The 17029-nt window shown below is 43.5% G+C and carries 15 protein-coding genes; 9 read left to right on the plus strand and 6 right to left on the minus strand.

The annotated features are described in order from the left end of the window. The first annotated feature begins 188 nt into the window (after positions 1 to 188). Both L1D22_RS07850 and L1D22_RS07855 read left to right on the plus strand, forming a co-directional pair. Complete coding sequence (locus L1D22_RS07850; RefSeq protein ID WP_239829306.1) at positions 189 to 1028, plus strand: alkyl sulfatase dimerization domain-containing protein; 840 nt, start codon at positions 189 to 191, stop codon at positions 1026 to 1028. 144 nt (positions 1029 to 1172) lie between these two features. Beyond that, positions 1173 to 2429, plus strand: a complete 1257-nt coding sequence (locus L1D22_RS07855; RefSeq protein WP_239829307.1) for a peptidoglycan DD-metalloendopeptidase family protein — start codon at positions 1173 to 1175, stop codon at positions 2427 to 2429. 108 nt (positions 2430 to 2537) lie between these two features. Here the strand turns inward: L1D22_RS07855 and L1D22_RS07860 are convergent, their stop codons facing one another. Both L1D22_RS07860 and L1D22_RS07865 read right to left on the minus strand, forming a co-directional pair. After that, positions 2538 to 2858, minus strand: coding sequence for a heavy metal-binding domain-containing protein (locus L1D22_RS07860; RefSeq protein ID WP_004730185.1), 321 nt, complete (start codon positions 2856 to 2858; stop codon positions 2538 to 2540). Between the two features lie 71 nt (positions 2859 to 2929). Further along, a complete protein-coding gene (locus L1D22_RS07865) occupies positions 2930 to 3856 on the minus strand; it encodes a LysR substrate-binding domain-containing protein (RefSeq protein ID WP_239829308.1) in 927 nt (308 codons plus the stop codon). 91 nt (positions 3857 to 3947) lie between these two features. On the opposite strand from L1D22_RS07865, the gene L1D22_RS07870 reads away from it, so the two are divergent. Next, entirely contained in the window at positions 3948 to 4958 is a 1011-nt protein-coding gene (locus L1D22_RS07870; RefSeq protein ID WP_239829309.1) for a DMT family transporter, read from the plus strand. 51 nt (positions 4959 to 5009) lie between these two features. Here L1D22_RS07870 and L1D22_RS07875 read toward each other — a convergent pair whose 3' ends face one another. Further along, positions 5010 to 8024, minus strand: coding sequence for an HD domain-containing phosphohydrolase (locus tag L1D22_RS07875; RefSeq protein WP_239829310.1), 3015 nt, complete (start codon positions 8022 to 8024; stop codon positions 5010 to 5012). A gap of 287 nt (positions 8025 to 8311) precedes the next feature. On the opposite strand from L1D22_RS07875, the gene L1D22_RS07880 reads away from it, so the two are divergent. The 4 genes from L1D22_RS07880 to L1D22_RS07895 all read left to right on the plus strand — a co-directional run bounded on the left by L1D22_RS07880 (position 8312) and on the right by L1D22_RS07895 (position 11876). Then, complete coding sequence (locus tag L1D22_RS07880; protein WP_239829311.1) at positions 8312 to 9058, plus strand: phosphatase; 747 nt, start codon at positions 8312 to 8314, stop codon at positions 9056 to 9058. 144 nt (positions 9059 to 9202) lie between these two features. Continuing rightward, the gene (locus L1D22_RS07885) at positions 9203 to 9598 is read left to right on the plus strand and encodes a cytochrome b562 (protein ID WP_239829312.1); all 396 of its coding nucleotides are present in this window, start codon (positions 9203 to 9205) and stop codon (positions 9596 to 9598) included. 280 nt (positions 9599 to 9878) lie between these two features. Further along, positions 9879 to 10229 carry a hypothetical protein gene (locus L1D22_RS07890; RefSeq protein WP_048657751.1) on the plus strand — a complete coding sequence of 117 codons (351 nt, stop codon included), beginning with the start codon at positions 9879 to 9881 and terminating at the stop codon, positions 10227 to 10229. A gap of 111 nt (positions 10230 to 10340) precedes the next feature. Then, positions 10341 to 11876 (plus strand): PepSY domain-containing protein, encoded by a 1536-nt coding sequence (locus L1D22_RS07895; RefSeq protein WP_239829313.1) that lies wholly within the window; start codon positions 10341 to 10343, stop codon positions 11874 to 11876. A 258-nt stretch (positions 11877 to 12134) separates the two neighbouring features. Here L1D22_RS07895 and L1D22_RS07900 read toward each other — a convergent pair whose 3' ends face one another. Further along, on the minus strand, positions 12135 to 12323 hold the full coding sequence (locus tag L1D22_RS07900; protein WP_132762427.1) for a hypothetical protein: 189 nt from the start codon (positions 12321 to 12323) through the stop codon (positions 12135 to 12137). Between the two features lie 157 nt (positions 12324 to 12480). Here L1D22_RS07900 and L1D22_RS07905 point away from each other — a divergent pair, with 157 nt between their 5' ends. Beyond that, entirely contained in the window at positions 12481 to 13308 is an 828-nt protein-coding gene (locus tag L1D22_RS07905) for a LysR family transcriptional regulator (RefSeq protein WP_239829314.1), read from the plus strand. A 99-nt stretch (positions 13309 to 13407) separates the two neighbouring features. Here the strand turns inward: L1D22_RS07905 and L1D22_RS07910 are convergent, their stop codons facing one another. Then, complete coding sequence (locus L1D22_RS07910; RefSeq protein ID WP_239829315.1) at positions 13408 to 14355, minus strand: IS30 family transposase; 948 nt, start codon at positions 14353 to 14355, stop codon at positions 13408 to 13410. Between the two features lie 91 nt (positions 14356 to 14446). After that, on the minus strand, positions 14447 to 15382 hold the full coding sequence (locus L1D22_RS07915; RefSeq protein WP_239829316.1) for a LysR family transcriptional regulator: 936 nt from the start codon (positions 15380 to 15382) through the stop codon (positions 14447 to 14449). 431 nt (positions 15383 to 15813) lie between these two features. Between L1D22_RS07915 and L1D22_RS07920 the strand changes: the two genes are divergently transcribed. Continuing rightward, positions 15814 to 17007 (plus strand): glycine C-acetyltransferase, encoded by a 1194-nt coding sequence (locus L1D22_RS07920; RefSeq protein ID WP_239829317.1) that lies wholly within the window; start codon positions 15814 to 15816, stop codon positions 17005 to 17007. Positions 17008 to 17029 lie beyond the last annotated feature (22 nt).

The raw sequence follows: 17029 nt of genomic DNA on the forward strand, positions 1-17029 counted from the left end.
TTGTGCGTACAGGTTTGCTTTCTTATATGGCGGCGTTGTTGATTAAAAGCCATAGCACTAGTTATCTGATGACTATGTGAATTTAGGTGTTAAAACCATGAGGAGAAGCTAAATAGGCTGGTTCTCTAGCTTGTGCCGCCATAACGAGATAAAGTGACACAAATATTAGATATATAAGGAAGGTATGAATGCTTCGTATTCTATTGATTGCATTGTTCTCACTGGTTACAACCATGAGTTTTGCAAGCGAAGAGGGTAAATACTCTGAACAGGAGTATTTGGATAGACCGCTGATGGAACGCTATATATTGGATGAGTTGAAGCAACTGCGAATGGAACAACAAGACCTTGAGAGACGTCTCACTATTCAGATGACGGATCGCGAATTGACTGTAGCGGATAAATCGCTGAACTACGCCAATGTTACCGTAACGTATTTCTTCTACATCATTGCTGGTGTGGCCTCTCTTATCGCGCTGGTGGGTTGGCAATCCATCAAAGAGCTTAAACACACAACTCAAGACATGGCTGATAAGCGACTTAATTCTATCGCTCAAGACTATGAGAAGAAGTTTAATGTTCTTGAACGGGATCTTAAGCGCAAGACCAGAATCATTTCCGACAACAACCGCGAAATTGAAATTATCAATGAGATTCATAACCTATGGTTGAGAGCACAGAACGCACAAACGGCAGAGCAAAAAATTGAAATCTACGATGAAATACTGAAGGTTCGTCCTGGAGATTTAGAAGCACTTACTGCCAAAGCTGACGCTGCTATGGATATACAGGAATACCACTGGGCAATGAGTCTTTGTAACCGTGTATTAGAAGTCGATGACCAAAATGCTCATGCCTTGTATCAACGTGCTTGCGCCTACGCTCGATTAGGGGCAGAAGGTCAAGCTATCGATGACTTAGAGCGCGCTATTGAAGCCAGCGGGTCCATGAGAGAGCTGCTAACTGAAGAGCCGGATTTTGAAATGTTGCGTGGCCTAGAGCGCTTTGAGGCGCTTCGCGAAGAATAAATGTTTGGTGACATGGTGGGTTTCTTATGCCCACCATACTTTTATGCTTTGTACGGAACGGTTTCTTACATTTCGTTTATTTTGTTGATCTGATTGTTATGTTATAACACTTAATAAGTTCCTTGTTATAACCGTTAAGTATTTATGAAGTACCTCCGTATTAGCCTGATTGTTGTTGCTATCAGTGCATTTTCACTTGCCGCTTTACTCTCTTTTCATCCAGAACCAGAAAAAGAAATTGTAATAAAAGTCACGCCTTATCAAGAACTGAACACGGACGGTGAGGAACAGGCGCTCCCACAAACCAATTCGAACCCAATGATCAAAATTCACTACTTTGTGAAGGTCGGGGATACCCTCAGTAACATATTCGAGTCGTGGAATCTGCCTTATGAAACGGTTCATAAGGTCATGGAAGCGGATCTTGAATCTTTGAAACTCGATACGATAAAACCTGGTGACCACCTAGAACTGCTTGTAGATGGTGAGTCCAAACAGCTCGTTGAGTTGGTTTTCCACGAAAGTCTGGTTGAGCAGGCTGCCTTTACTCGAAATCATGATGGAAGCTTCAGCTATCAGTTCCATGAGATACCAGGTGAATGGAAGGAAAAACTCTACGCGGGTAGTGTCCATGGTAGCTTTTCAACATCTGCATACAAAGCAGGGCTTACCACAGCTCAGATAGCTAATATTACTCGCACGTTGAAAGATAAAGTTAACTTTACTCGTGAGCTAAGACCTGGTGATAACTTCAATGTACTGGTTAAAGAGCAGTACACGAATGATCACTTAACGGGAAAAACAGAAATTCAAGGCATCTCTATTCAATTGAGAAACCGAGAAGTGGCGGCGTTTTTGGCACCTGATGGCCTCTTCTACGACAGAGAGGGTAATAGCCTAGAGCAAGCGTTCGATAGATACCCTGTAGACAGAAAATTCCGAAGAATTACCTCATCGTTTAACCCTAAGCGAAGACACCCAGTGACAGGGCGAATCTCGCCACACAATGGTACTGACTTTGCGACGCCTGTGGGTACGCCAGTATACTCAACGGGTGATGGCCGTGTTGTGGCGCTTCGTGATCACCCTTATGCCGGGAAATACTTGGTGATTGAACATAACAGCGTATACACGACACGTTATCTTCACTTGAGCCGCTTCCTCGTTAAGAAAGGGCAGCAGATTAAGCGAGGTCAGAAAATCGCATTATCGGGTGCAACTGGCCGTATCACAGGTCCTCATTTGCACTTTGAAGTATTAGTCCGTGGTCGAGCTGTTGATGCGATGAAGGCAAACTTACCGATGGCAAGTTCGATTATGCCTAAAGATAGGAAAGAATTTTTGGCTCGAATGGCCTCTTTTGATGCCATGATTTCTGAGCCAGCAGATCGTGCAAGTTAGAGATATTCGAGCCTAAGTTGGCCAACGAATACAATAACGCCCCTTAGCTAGTTATTTAGCTAAGGGGCGTTTTTTATAGGTAGTCACTCGATTTAGCGAGTGATTAAGTTAAGCAACAACAACCGCTGTGCCACTTGCTGAAACCATCAGCATGCCATTGCCTGTACCCAATACTTCGTAATCAATATCGACACCAACCACCGCGTTTGCACCTGCTTCAATGGCTTTCTGTTCTAGCTCTTTGAATGCGTAGTTACGAGCTTTCTCCAACTCTTTTTCGTAAGTACCAGAACGCCCACCAACAAAGTCACGAATACCCGAAAACATATCTTTGAATACGTTCACCCCTAGGATCGCTTCTCCTGCAATAACCCCTTTGTAATCGACAATGCGTTTGCCTTCGACAGATTGTGTAGTGGTAATAATCATAATAGCCTCTGTATGTTAGATGCGTTGTAACTAGCTGAATAACGGCTAGCTGTATTGTGGGTGGAGCCGTTTTATTCTTGAATATCACCGCTGATTATTGTCTCTGAGCGTGTGAATTCATGTCTCAACCATGTTCTCAGTTTTAGCACACTTTCTTGGTTTAATTTGTTTTTTGGACAAACAAAATAGAAATCTTGGTGTGGGTTAGCCACTGGTTCACCAAGCTCTACCAGCATCCCGTGGCTAATGTCATCTTTCACAAACAAGCGGTGAGTGACCAATACACCAAGTGACCGAATCGCACCTTGCACAGCTTGAATCGAAACATCGAACGTCAAGTTACTGTGGAAGGTAGGCATAGGGATTTGGTAATGATCACACCACACTTGCCAGTCATGCTTTCGCCTAGGGTTAAAGACACCAATGGTCGGGTTTTGTTTCACGAGTTGTTCAACGCTTAATCCCATTTGGTTTTTCAATAGTGCAGGGCTGCAGACTAGAACTAGATCATCATCGCCGAGCTTTTCGCTGTAATACTGATCCCATTCGTTCGGTTTGCCGTGCACAAGGGCAATATCCACGCCTTCCTGCTCGATATCAAAAGGGCCAGTTAAGGTGGAAATACGAATATCGAGTGAGGGAGCAAACGCTTGGAAGTCGGGGACTCGGGGAATCCACCAGTGCATCGCGAGTGAGTTCACCATGTTAAGTGTAATACGGTGATCGTTAGGTGCTTTTGCCAGTTCTTCAGTGGCTTCAATTACTTGTTCGAGTGCTGGCGCGATCTTTCGATAATATCGCTTACCTGCGGCATTTAGCACAACACGGCGACCTACACGTTGAAACAACGGCTTGTTGACCAGTTGTTCCAGTGACTTGATAGCTTGGCTTACTGCAGAGTGGCTGACATACAACACCCGAGCAGCGTCGGTCATGCTGCCAGTTTCAGCCACAGCAATGAAAGCATAAACGGATTTAAGCGGAACGAGTTTCTTCATTGGTAAGTTTTCCTTACAGTTATGGTTAATATTACTCGCTATTTTTCATCACGTCACGTCTCTAAAATAGGTGTCATAGGAGGTGATAATTATGTCTGATATTACCAAGGCAACGACTTTCATGCTGTTGTCGACGTTCAGTTTGTCTTTAAGTGGTTTAATGGCCAAGTATCTATCTGAAGCGATGCCCATTTCGTTGTTGAATTTTGTGCGTTTTTTCTTACCCAGTCTGTTTTTATTCTTATTCTTGATGTTTTACAACGTGACCAAACCATCGGGAGAGATGTGGAAGCCTTTGGTGATGCGTGCAATCTTTATGGTGGCGTGTCAGTGGTGTTTCCTCACGTCACTGCAAACCTTAACTTTGGTTGAAGGTGTGGTGTTATTCAGTACAGGGCCTTTGTTTATTCCGTTGTTAGAAAAATTAATATTCGGAACTAAGATTCATACAACGACCATCGTTTGTTTGGCGATAACCTTTGTTGGCGTTGTATTGATGGCTGGGGATTGGTCGCAGTTTGAATATGGATCAGAGTTTTTTAGACCGGCGCTGTTGCTGGGTTTAATGGCGGGCATGTTCAATTCAGGCTCACAAGTCAGCTTATATCGAGCATCCAAGACAAGCCTTTCACCAGCAGAGCTTAACGCGTGGACGTTTTTAGTCGCCGCAATCATAGTGATTCCTATGGTTGTGTTTACTTCAGTCTCAGCGGCTCCTGAGGTAATTGAAAGCACAGGCAGTTTATCGGTGTTGTTGTCTTTTGATGACTTACGTTGGATAGGGCTGGGTGCACTTGGGTTGGCGCTATTCACCATTAATACGCAGATTTTCCGTGCGAAAGCGTACAAGTTGGCAGACAGTGGATCTCAATTGGCTCCGTTAATCTTCACTAACATGCTGTTTAGCGCATTATGGCAGGGCTTGTTCTTTGATGACGTGTTTTCTACTCAACAGATGATTGGCATTAACCTCATTGTGGTTGCGAGCATTAGCAATACGTTATTGGCCAAAAGACACAGCAGAGCGAAAGCCAAGCAGGCACCGCGAGCTGCAATGACGGTAGCGAACGCTACAGCGTTGGATTCTGCCGCGAAAAGTTAAACATTGAGTTTATGACCTAAAAGCTAGAACTTAGAACCTATAACTTAAAATCTAGAACAACGAACGTATGTACTCTTTCACTCGTTCAATGTGCTGGTTCTTATCAATCTCACAGCGTTGGTTAGCTTCAAGGAATCGCTCAGCGTATTTGTCATAGATTTTGTTTTCTAAGAACAGTAGATACAGTTTTGGATCGATATGACCGCTGGTGGCCATGTCGGTCATGATGTTGAGTGATTCACTGAGCAGCTTGCCTTTTTTGTATGGGCGATCACTGGACGTGAGCGCTTCAAACACATCAGCAATCGCCATCGCTCTAGACGGCAGAGGCAGTTGGTCTTCGTTCAAGCCTCTTGGGTAGCCTTTACCATCAATGCGTTCGTGATGCCCGCTCGCGATATCTGGGATGTTTTTGAGGTAAGAAGGGTAAGGGAGTTTGTTGAGCATGGTGAAGGTTTGAATAATATGGTCGTTGATCATAAAGCGCTCTTCATCGTTTAACGTGCCACGACGTACTTTCAAATTGTGCAGTTCACCTTGATTGTATTTGACCTCTCCCGGCTTGAGCACAAACGCTTCTTGCCACAAATCTGCAGGGTTAAAGCCATTGTCCCAAGGTATTTTGTGCTCGGGTTTGTCAGCAAGTAGAGGCTCCATGATTGGCAAAGTCTGTTCTGTATTTTCTGGCTTAGTTTGACCTTTCTCTGTCGCGTCTTTTTGTGTGCGGAATCTCTCTTTTTCAGACCAAGATAAACCGAGTTGGTCGTCCAGTGTGCGCTTCCATTGGCGTTGAGCGATTTGGTCTAAGCGTTCGAGTTGCTCTTCTGTCATCGATTCTCCACCCAGGTTGCACTGTGCAACGAAGGCAAACTCTTCATCCAGCTCAGACAGGCTTTGTTCGAGTATTTTCAGTTGTTCCTCTTGAAGTCCACCGTTGGCCATCGCTTTCCAGTAGTCGGTTTCCGCTTGTTGTTTTAGCAACTCAAATCGCATGCGAACTTCGTGGATTCGGTCATAAATCGTTTCTAATTTTGTCGCTTTATCTACCACATATTCTGGTGTGGTGACCTTACCGCAATCGTGCAGCCACGCGGCTAACATCAACTCTTCCCATTGCTTACTATCGAGTGAAAACTGAGGGTAGTAACGGTCATCATCAATGGTCGCTTGGGTTAACCACTTGGTGAGCTCAGGCACTCTTTGACAATGTCCGCCAGTGTATGGAGACTTGGTATCTATCGCAGAGGCTATCAACTCAATAAACGCGTTGAGCATGTCTTTCTGTTGCTGCATTTGATCTATGTTGTCTTTAGCGATTTCGGCAAAGCTCAGCAGCTCGCGTAAAAATGCGTGCTTGTCTTCCTGCATCTTAGTAATCGGCCTTTCATAGCCTATCGCCACAATGCCCACCAACAGCTTTTCGCGGTTTAACAGCGGGAACAGATACAGGTCGGAATTGAAGATTGAATCCTGATAATAGTTGAGTACGTTATCTTCTCGATTAAGGTGGATCGTCTCTCCAGATTTGAGCTGACACAGCAGCCATGGGGTGTGGTTGATGAAGTCATTAATGTCGGCTTTAAAAGGTAAAATGGCAAGGTTAGCTGCCGTATCAAACACATCCTTTTCTTCGGATTGGGTAAACAACACGATGGTTTCTGCTTTGGTGATCAAGTAGCTTTGATGCGCAATATTCTTGGCTAAAATCGAAAACTCCTGATTACCCGCGGTGTCCCGAAGTAGTGCTATCAGATCATGAAGCGTGTGCTCCATTAGCTCAATCGAGTGGGTGAGGTTAGCCACTTCTTTGATCATACTCTTGGGATAATGGGTGCGTCTGAAATCAAACCGAGCGATGTTATCCGTCAGTTGCATCAAAGTATTCAGTGGTTTAGATAAGCGATTGGCAACCAGCCACACGATGCCGAAACAGATAAATAACATCCCAATCGCAACGGCGACTTGCTTGTCACGCATTGAGATAAGATCAGAAAGCAGTTCATTGTGTGGTGTCGCTTCGGCTAAATATAGAGTCACATTCTGTGTCAGTTTTACAGGTGTTAAGGTTAATGCCCATGTGTTTAGGTTGTACTCAACGTTCTTCAGGTTGAGATTAAACTTCTCTTCATCTGAGATTAGCGGCCCTAAAACAGAGGATTTCAATGCCTCTATCTGTTCTCGTTTTGGCACATTAAAGAAGCTTTGATCTTGTTCACTTCCTGACACTTTTCCTACGGCTTGACCATTACTGCTATCTTTACTTTCGGGACGTAGTTTTAAGTTAGATATCGATAAATCAAGTTGATGCTGACCGAGAAGATTAAAGTGTTGATCGAACAGTGCCAGTCGAGTTTGTGGGGAATAAGCGAGTTTACTGATTTGAGAAGAGAGTGATTTTAAGGTGAAGTCGGCACCTACCACATGCTTGCCATCTGCCGAGCGCCTAGAAAGCGTAATACCGTTAGTTTGCAGGAAATAGAACAGATAGGGTTCAGAGAGTTGTATAGAGCCGTCTGGTTTTGCATTACGAAACCAAGGTCGAGTGGTTGGATTGAACTTGCTCTCGGCTTGCATGGTGCTGATCACTTGGTGCGCACCGTCTAAAAAAGTGATGAAGTTTTCACCGTCTAGATTGGTACTGCTGACCATCATGGTCGCTTTGGCCGGAGCATTATTGTCGGCTCTTTGTTTGTTGGTGCTTAATGGACGAAAAATTCTGAATTCACCATCCTCGGAACCATAGAACAGTGCGACCAAGTTAGTATTTTGTTTGAAGATGATATCAACCGAAGCCAACCAAGACTCCTTTTCAACCGAAGAAGTTTGTTGAGCCACAAACGGGCTAACCGCCATTACGTTTAAGGTGGTGATGACAGGAGCAATGGCTTGTTTAAACACCGATTCCAACTTATCACGATGTTCATTACTGACCTCGCGAACTGTGCTTAACAACAACTCTTGAGAATGCCGATAGCTTATTGATATCAATACCGCACCGACAAAGGTTGTCAAAATTAAGAAAAGGCTGGTGATGTGGATACTCAGCGGATATCGTCTTCGTCTCATCAAACACTCCGACTTGTGAACTGGTTTAAGTATTGACGAACTTGAGTAGGTTGCAAAAAATTGGCTCAATTACCGGGTTTGCATGGAATACGTGCAGGAGAGGCAGTCTATCCGTTCTATCGTGCAAAGCAAACGAGTAACAATAAAGCCTCACGTTTTGGTGCTAATTGTCACTTTCAACTGATAAACTGATTAAATTGTTGCCACGAGGCACTCCTTTTCAGAAAGCGGTTCCAGGGATACCTTTTTGAAAAACGTTTAGAGACCAAGCTAGAGGGCATTGTTTCATGGAACTCAAAGTAGATACTCATACCCACACATACGCAAGTGGTCATGCTTACAGCACGCTTATCGAGAATGCTAAGTCGGCAAAACAAAATGGATTAGACATGTTTTGCACTACTGACCATTCAGAGTCGATGCCGGGCGCGCCACACTATTGGTTCTTCAGCAACCAGCGTGTGCTTCCTCGTTTTATCGAAGACGTTGCGATTATCCGCGGCGTGGAATCAAACATCATGAACACACAGGGTGAAATCGATATTCATCCGAGCGTGGATAAGAACCTAGATTGGGTGATTGCCAGCTTCCACGAGCCAGTATTTCGTCCATCGGATGTCGCCACTCATACAGAAGCGTTGCTGAATGTGATTAAGGGCGGTCGAGTCGATGCACTTGGCCACTTAGGCAATCCAAATTTTGATTTCGATTTCGAAGCTGTGATTGAATGCGCAGTTAAACATAACGTCGCAATCGAGATTAATAACACCACACTCAAAGGCAATAGCCGAGTGGGTAGTGTTGACCGCTGTTTTGAGATCGCGAGAATCGCGAAAGCGAAAGGGGCGTTCATTACTACCGGAAGTGATGCGCATTTCTGCCAAGACGTGGGCGGGCTGAATCTTGTGTCTTCACTACTTGATGAGGTAGGCGTTGATTCGAGTAAGGTGATTACCCATTCGCGAAAGCAATTCCTGTCATTTTTGGCGCTGCGTGGTCGCAATGACATCCCAGAATACTCAGTTCTTGCTTAAGAGAATGTCGGTGGGTTTGCATTTCGACACAATCAATTTTTGTGCCTGTCAGATTTTTGTATACACTAGCCGAAAATAATAAAGTCGAAGTGTCACAATCATGATGGCGCTATCTTCAAAGTCACAGTTTCACTTGGAGAAACAATGAAAACTCGCTCAATCATTTTATCTGGTTTAATCGCTGCTGCAGTAATGTCTGGCAACGCATTTGCTAACGTTGACCTCAAGAAAAACATGCAAGAAATGAAGCTTGCGTTTAAACAAGCGGCAGAAGCTCAAAACATCGAAGAGATGCAGAAACCTATCGTTCGTTTAGATACGTTAGTGGCAGAACTGAAAACGGGTGTTTACCCAGTAGAAAAAGAAGACAACTTCATGGAAGGCTTCAAAAAAATCAGTGCTTCAATTGATAGCATTGAACAGAAGCTAGACCAAGGTGACTTTGAAGCGGCACAGCAAGAGCTGCGCACGATTGACGGCCTTCGCGAAGAGTACCACGAGAAGCGTAACCCAAGCATTTGGAGCAAGATCTTCGGTTAATTCGCTTGTTCATTAGAGTGACCAGATAACAAAGTTCAACTTCTAAAACGCCGTATATATTTCCTTTTTCAGGAAAATATATGCGGCGTTTTTTATTGTCTTTTTTCTAATCAGTTTGATGCACTGAGGTGCGTAATATTTTATTAGCACTTCTGTTGTAACCAGTTTTTAACCAAATAGAGTGTGCGTTAGCTTCAATTTTTTAACCTGATGTTAATCTTTACGTTTACCTATATAGCAAGTGCCTCATAATAAGAGAAATTTATAAAGATTTGGAATAATGCGCCGAACTTCGTTCAATCTCTCCATGTTACTTGCTACAGCGTTAAGTTGGGCTTTAGTGACACTAATGCCTGTTATCAATGCTCATGGTAACAGTGCGGGAGTGTGGGCGTCGTTGTGTACGGTCAACGGTTTTGAACTGGTTCAAATTGAAGAAGGCGAACCGAATACTCATAAAGGTAAGCCGTGTCCGTTTAGCCATTTTTCCACATTTCACCAAGATGAACTTCCAACTACACTACTGACAACTCGACTGAGTTTTATTGTCTCAGACAGCTACGCTTTTTTGGCTCTAAGCGAACGCTACACGAGGCAAGCCCCGCGCGGCCCTCCCTTTGTTACTGCTTAAACCTAACCCATTAAAATAATTAAAAAATAAAGTATTAAGTAAAGTTAAACATGCCTTAGTGACTTTCTGATTTTTCAGAAGGTACGTTTGCGCGTGTCAAAGGAAATAATAATGTTGAGAAATGAATCTCAAACTACTGTGAAGGCACAAACGACTCCGCAGTCTACAAGCAGTGTAAAAACCGGTTCGAAAACTAATGTAAAAAGCAAAGAGCGCAATAAAACCCTCTACTTTTTGACCTGGCGCTGGCATTTCTATGCTGGGCTGTTCGTTATTCCATTTATGTTGATGCTGAGTATTACTGGTTTGGTGATGCTGTTTGATGACGAGATCGAACTCGCTTTTCATCAAAATGCGATCGAAATTGCAGCATCGGGCGAATCAGTCAAGGTTTCACAGCAGTTAGCCGCGGTACAGAATCAATACCCACAGGGTTCGGTGACACAGTTCGTACAAAGCAAAGCGCCTGACTTGGCGAGCCGATTTTCAGTATCACTTGAAGATGGCACATCGGTTTTCGCGACAGTGAATCAATACACTGGTGAAGTCGTCGGTGAAGTGCCACGCAGTGAAAGCCTATACGAACTCGCGAACGATATTCATGGCACGTTATTGATTGGCGATTGGGGCGATTACCTTATTGAAGTGGCAATCAGCTTATCGATTCTACTTCTTATCAGCGGTATCTACTTATGGCTACCGAGAGACAACGCAAGTCGTGCTGGTTTTCTTAAGCTGAGAATGTCATCTGGGCCACGTGTACTGATGCGTGATTTACATGCGAACATAGGTGGCACGTTATCTCTGATCCTGCTGTTGTTTATTCTCTCAGGATTGGCGTGGACGGGATTCTGGGGCGGAAAGTTGGTTCAAGCATGGAGCACTTTCCCTGCTCAAATGTGGGATGATATTCCATTGTCTGATAAGACGCATGCATCGCTTAACCATGGAGCGGAAGAAGAACTTCCATGGAACTTAGAACAAACGCTACTACCGTTGTCTCAAGATAAGCCTGCAGAGCATGTACATCACGTGGAAGAGGCATCTGAACCTCATGATCATTCTAAGATGGGCGAAGACCACTCTCAACATGTGATGTCAGCAAGCAGCTTTGGTATTGATGATGTGATCGAAAAAGCCCGCTCTCTTGGTTTCACGCAATACAAGGTGAACTTCCCACGCTCAGAAACGGGTGTCTACACAGTGACAGCCAATACCATGGGTGGTGACATCATCGATCCAACCCAAGATCGCACCACGCACCTAGATCAATATTCAGGTCGTATTCTGGGTGAGGTGACTTGGCAGGATTATAACTTGATCGCTAAGGCGCTGGCGGTCGGTATTTCTCTGCACCAAGGTGACATCAGTATCATCAATAAACTTTTAAACGCTCTGTTCTGTTTTGCCTTTATTGTTGTGTCGGTCACAGGCGGGGTTATGTGGTGGATGCGTAGACCTTCAGGCCAACGCAAGCTTGGATCGCCACCTAAGTTTGGTGATGCAGGCTTATGGAAAGCAGGCTTGGTGACCGTGGTGGTTATTTCAGTAGTGTTTCCACTAGCGGGAGCAACGATTGTGACTGCGATGCTATTGGACTGGTTACTGTTCTCACGTATTGAACGGTTCAAAACGGCATTAAGTTAATTGAATCAAAAACGGACCTTCTTTGTATGAGAGGGTCAGTTTCATGATTAAGATCATATGTTCAACTTTTATTTTTAATAAAAAATTGTAACTTAACGAAAAAATTAGTTCTAACTGATAGACGATGATAATTAATACCGTTCTCGCTGTGGTCCATCAGGAGTTGCGACAATGTTTGTGACATTATGCATTAACACATAAGAAACTGTCTTGAATTTTAAACGGTTTATTTTCTATTTAATGAAGTTAATTGATAAATTAATCTAAACCAAGGTCTCGTTTCATGTGTTCACTCAAATCAGACGTGTTTCGAACATTGATTTTATCCTTGTTGTGACGGAAATTTATTTCATCACCAAATAACGTAACAAAAACTTTTGTATAAAATTTTATAATGTTATTTATCAAGTTGTATGATTTTTTTGAAATTTGTTTTTCTTTTTTCATGGTATGTACCGTATATAGTTTATGGATTTAAATTTAGAAATATTTCTATTAATTGAATATTGTTTCTAATGCCACTTCCCCCCTTCGACTAAATGTAGTTATACTAAGGAGACATTTTAAATACAACGTGACCCAGAGTTGCAAATAGGTAACAATCATGGAATTGATGAACAATGAACTAATCTGCTTTGCAGCAGTTTGTAAGCACCTTTCCTTGACGGAGGCTTCCAAGGAACTGGGAAAGTCGAAGGCTCAAGTCAGTCGCCAACTAGCAGCCTTAGAAAAGCAAATTGGAGTGACACTCGTTCACAGAACAACAAGAAAACTCGTTCTGACTGATCACGGAGAAAGTATCAAAGAGCTTGCCATCGAAGCTTTAGATAATTTACAAGCGTTGAATTATAGAGCGAAATCACTTAGTGATTGTATTAGTGGAAAATTTAAAATAACAATGCCTAACTCAGTCGCCTCTTCTATTTTTGGTGAAATTCTTAAAGGCCTTAAAGAACGATACCCAGCCGTGAACTTTGAAGTATCATCAAATAATAATGTTGAAAATTTATTGGAAAGCAATATCGATATTGCAATTAGATTAAATAATGTTGTTGATGAAACATTGATTGCACATGAAGTTGGAAATTATAATGATATTGTAATCTCGCAACTTGATAATACTCAAAATAACACGTTATTAATTTATAAAAGACACTCTAATAAAGAGGAGATAAAGAAGAGGTATAGTGATGTAATTGAAGTTGATAATACATCTATTCTAATGAACTTTGTTTCTAAAGGCGTAGGCGTGGGTGTGATTCCGAATTATCTTATGAAAGGAAGCCAAATAAATAAGAACATTCATATTACACAGGTTTTTGACACAGAAAGATCCATGTATATTGCCTACCCTTACCAAAATCCACTGCCGAGAAAATTGGTCGAAATTTCAGCATTTATTAGAATGGAACTGGATAGGATTTTGAATTAATAATCCTTTTAGTTAGTCTGACATTGTGATCAGCAGATCTCTATCAATATTACTTTAGTTCCCCCCGAATTCAACTGCGAAGTGCGACACTCTCCAATATCAAGCAACCAATGCCATTTCTTTAAAGACAATCGCTGGTTGCTTGAAGTCTAAACATTTTTTCGGACGATAATTTATCCGTGATACAGCGAATTCAATATCGCTGTCTGTTACCGTTGTTAAGTCGGTTCCTTTCTTCACATACTGCCTTAAAAGCCCATTAGCATTCTCATTGGCTCCACGCTCCCAAGAGCTATAAGGATGGGCAAAGTACACATCCGCCTCCAACGCCTTTGCGATGGTTTCATGACCTGCAAACTCTCTTCCGTTATCAGCCGTTATGGTATGCACATGCTCCTTATAAGGCATGAGCAGCTCTATGGTTGCTTTGGTGACATCATCCGCTGACTTGGATGGCACTTTCTTTACCACGTAAAATCGTGTTTTACGCTCTAAAATAGTCACCATAGCTCCAGTGCCGTGCTTGCCTAATACGGTGTCGATTTCCCAATCACCCAATCGCTCCTTACTGTCAACGATGCTTGACCTATCATCGATAGATACAGCATTCTTGATCGCTGGCGCTTTCTCTTTTTTACCGCGACGATACCGCTTATGACCTTGCCTCAAGTGGCGATATAACTTGCCTCCTAAGCGTTTATCCTGCGCAACAAATCGGTAGATCCACTCATGGCTGACAGCGGCACCGACTCTAGTTAATACACTGGAAATCTGCTCTGGACTCCAGTCCGACTCTAAAAGGAGGCGGATAAAATCAACACGCTCCTGAGGTATTCTGTATTTACGTGCTGATGAGCGTTTTTTGATTGAGAGTGCCTGAGCTTCGCTTGGGCAATAATGACTGTCTTTGCTGCCGCGTTTAAGCTCCCGATATACCGTAGAGCGATGGCACTGAACGGTTTTAGCTATTTCAGAAACCGAAATTCCCCGTTCTAAAAGAGCAGAAATCTGGTATCTTTTGCCCTCGGTCAACTGCTGATAATTCATGGGTAGTACTGCTTGTTTCTTTGGCGAGAAGAGCGTACCACTTTCAGCAGTTGGCTTCCTCTTCTACACCTTTCCATGAATGTCGCACTTATTATCTGAAATTGGGCCTGGCTAACTTATCACCTAAGTGCTCCATCGCGTAATCAATGAATACACGCAGGCGAGCAGGCATGTACTTGGTTTGAGCAAACTGCATTGCGATAGCGCCATGGTAGTTACTCTTAATTGTCCAATCTTCTAATACTTGCATCACAGAGCCTTCAGCCAATGCATCTTGAATAACAAAGTCGTGGAAAATACCTACGCCAAGGCCTTCTTTCACACCTTTGAGTCGCATTTGAGAGTGGTTTACCGCGTAACGGCCACTGACAGATACCGTGTGGAATTCATCGTCTTTCAAGAAGTCCCAAATGTGGTCTTTATCTGTTTCTGCAAGGTATAGGCAGTCGTGCTGAGAAAGGTCAGTTGGGTGGCTAGGAACTCCTTTGGCCTTCAGATAGTCAGGGCTCGCACATAACACGAGGTTTGTCTTTCCAAGCTCTTTCAAAACCAAGCTTTCATCGGGCTTATCGGTAAGGCGAAACGCAATGTCGATGCCTTGACGCAATATATCGATGTCGCCATCAGCAGCCCTTAACTTAAGTTGGATCTCGGGATACTGGTTTAAGAATGGCACAACGAAAGGCTGTAGAACTGAGTTCAAGAAAGCTTCTGGTGCCGCCACCGTTATAGAGCCCGCAGGTTCAGTGTGATCAGAGGTAGACAGTTCAACCGCTTGCTGCGCGGCATTAATCATGACCACGCTTTGGTCATAAACCAGTTGGCCTGCTTGTGTGATGATCAAAGTACGAGTCGTGCGTTCAAACAGCTTCACTGAGAGCGCTTTTTCTAAGCGTGTGATCAGTTTACTCAACGCTGAGGGTGTCACCCCTAGATGCTTTGCTGCAGCGGTAAAGCTCCCTTCATTAACCACTAAGATGAACGAGGCGAGATCAGGAAGTAGGGCGATGAGCTTAGGATTAATCATAAGTATCCAGTTAAACAAGTTTCAACGATGAGCGTAATGGCAATTGTGAGTGATTACGTGTGATTTGTGAATCAATTTCATCAATTAAACGGCTGGATTTTCTGAGATAAACCTAAATTCATCACTATATCGTTCTGAGATGAAAAATTGATATTTGATATGACAGCGAAATTAGACCGAAATGGAGGGCGATTTGACGTTAAAAAGAACAGGTAAGACGCGTTAATGTGCCCTGTGTCACTGGGATGAACTATTATTCGTGCCTGTGATTCATTAATGTTTTTCCAACTAAAGGGATAATCGGAACGGGGATGTTCAACTAGAATATAGGCATAAGTTTTACAGTGTAAATGATCGTGTTGAGATCGTTTACATCCCTACATAAAGCGGCGCGCGATGCTGCTAAATAATAACTAGGAAGGAATGAGACAATGTCTTCTGCATTTTACCAACAGATTCAAACTCAAATCGAAGAAGTTAAAGAAGAAGGTCTTTACAAGTCTGAGCGCATTATTACTTCTGCACAAAAAGCAGCGGTTTCTATCTCGACTGGTGAAGAAGTACTAAACTTCTGTGCAAACAACTACTTAGGTCTTGCTAACCACCCAGAGCTTATCGAAGCTGCAAAAGATGGTATGGATCAGCACGGTTTTGGTATGGCTTCAGTACGTTTCATCTGTGGTACTCAAGATTCTCACAAAGAACTAGAGCAAAAGCTTTCTACGTTCCTAGGTAAAGAAGACACTATCCTTTACACATCTTGTTTTGATGCAAACGCTGGTTTGTTCGAAACAATTCTAGGTAAAGAAGACGCAATCATCTCTGACGCACTAAACCACGCATCTATCATCGATGGCGTTCGTCTGTGTAAAGCAATGCGTTTCCGTTACTCGAACAACAACATGGAAGAGCTAGAGCAGCAACTTATCGCAGCTAAAGAAGCGGGCGCTCGTCACACACTAATCGTAACTGACGGTGTGTTCTCAATGGACGGCGTAGTGGCTAACCTTCCTGCTATCTGTGACCTTGCAGACAAGTACGACGCACTAGTAATGGTTGATGACTCTCACGCAGTGGGCTTCATGGGCGAAAACGGCGCAGGTACTCACGAGTTCCACAACGTTGTTGACCGTATCGACATCATCACTGGTACTCTTGGTAAAGCAATGGGTGGCGCTTCAGGCGGTTACACTTCTGGTAAGAAAGAAGTGATCGACTGGCTACGTCAGCGTTCTCGTCCATACCTATTCTCGAACTCTGTTGCACCTGCAATCGTATCTGCGTCTATCCGCGTTCTAGATCTTCTAGCTGAATCTGGCGACCTACGTACTCAACTATGGGAAAACTCTGCTCACTTCCGTACTCGCATGGAAGAAGCTGGCTTCACTATGGGCGGCGCCGACCATGCAATCATCCCAATCATGCTTGGTGATGCAAAAGTAGCGGCTGAATTCGCAGAGCGCGCTCTAGAGAAAGGTATCTACGTTGTAGGTTTCTCTTTCCCTGTAGTACCAAAAGGTCAAGCTCGTATCCGTACGCAAATGTCTGCAGCACATTCTCGTGAGCAACTAGACCGCGCAATCGATGCGTTCATCCAAGTTGGTAAAGACATGGGCATCATCTAATTTTAAAGGGGTGCCACGAGCA

Source organism: Vibrio sp. Isolate34 (assembly GCF_022397915.1).
GTDB lineage: Bacteria > Pseudomonadota > Gammaproteobacteria > Enterobacterales > Vibrionaceae > Vibrio.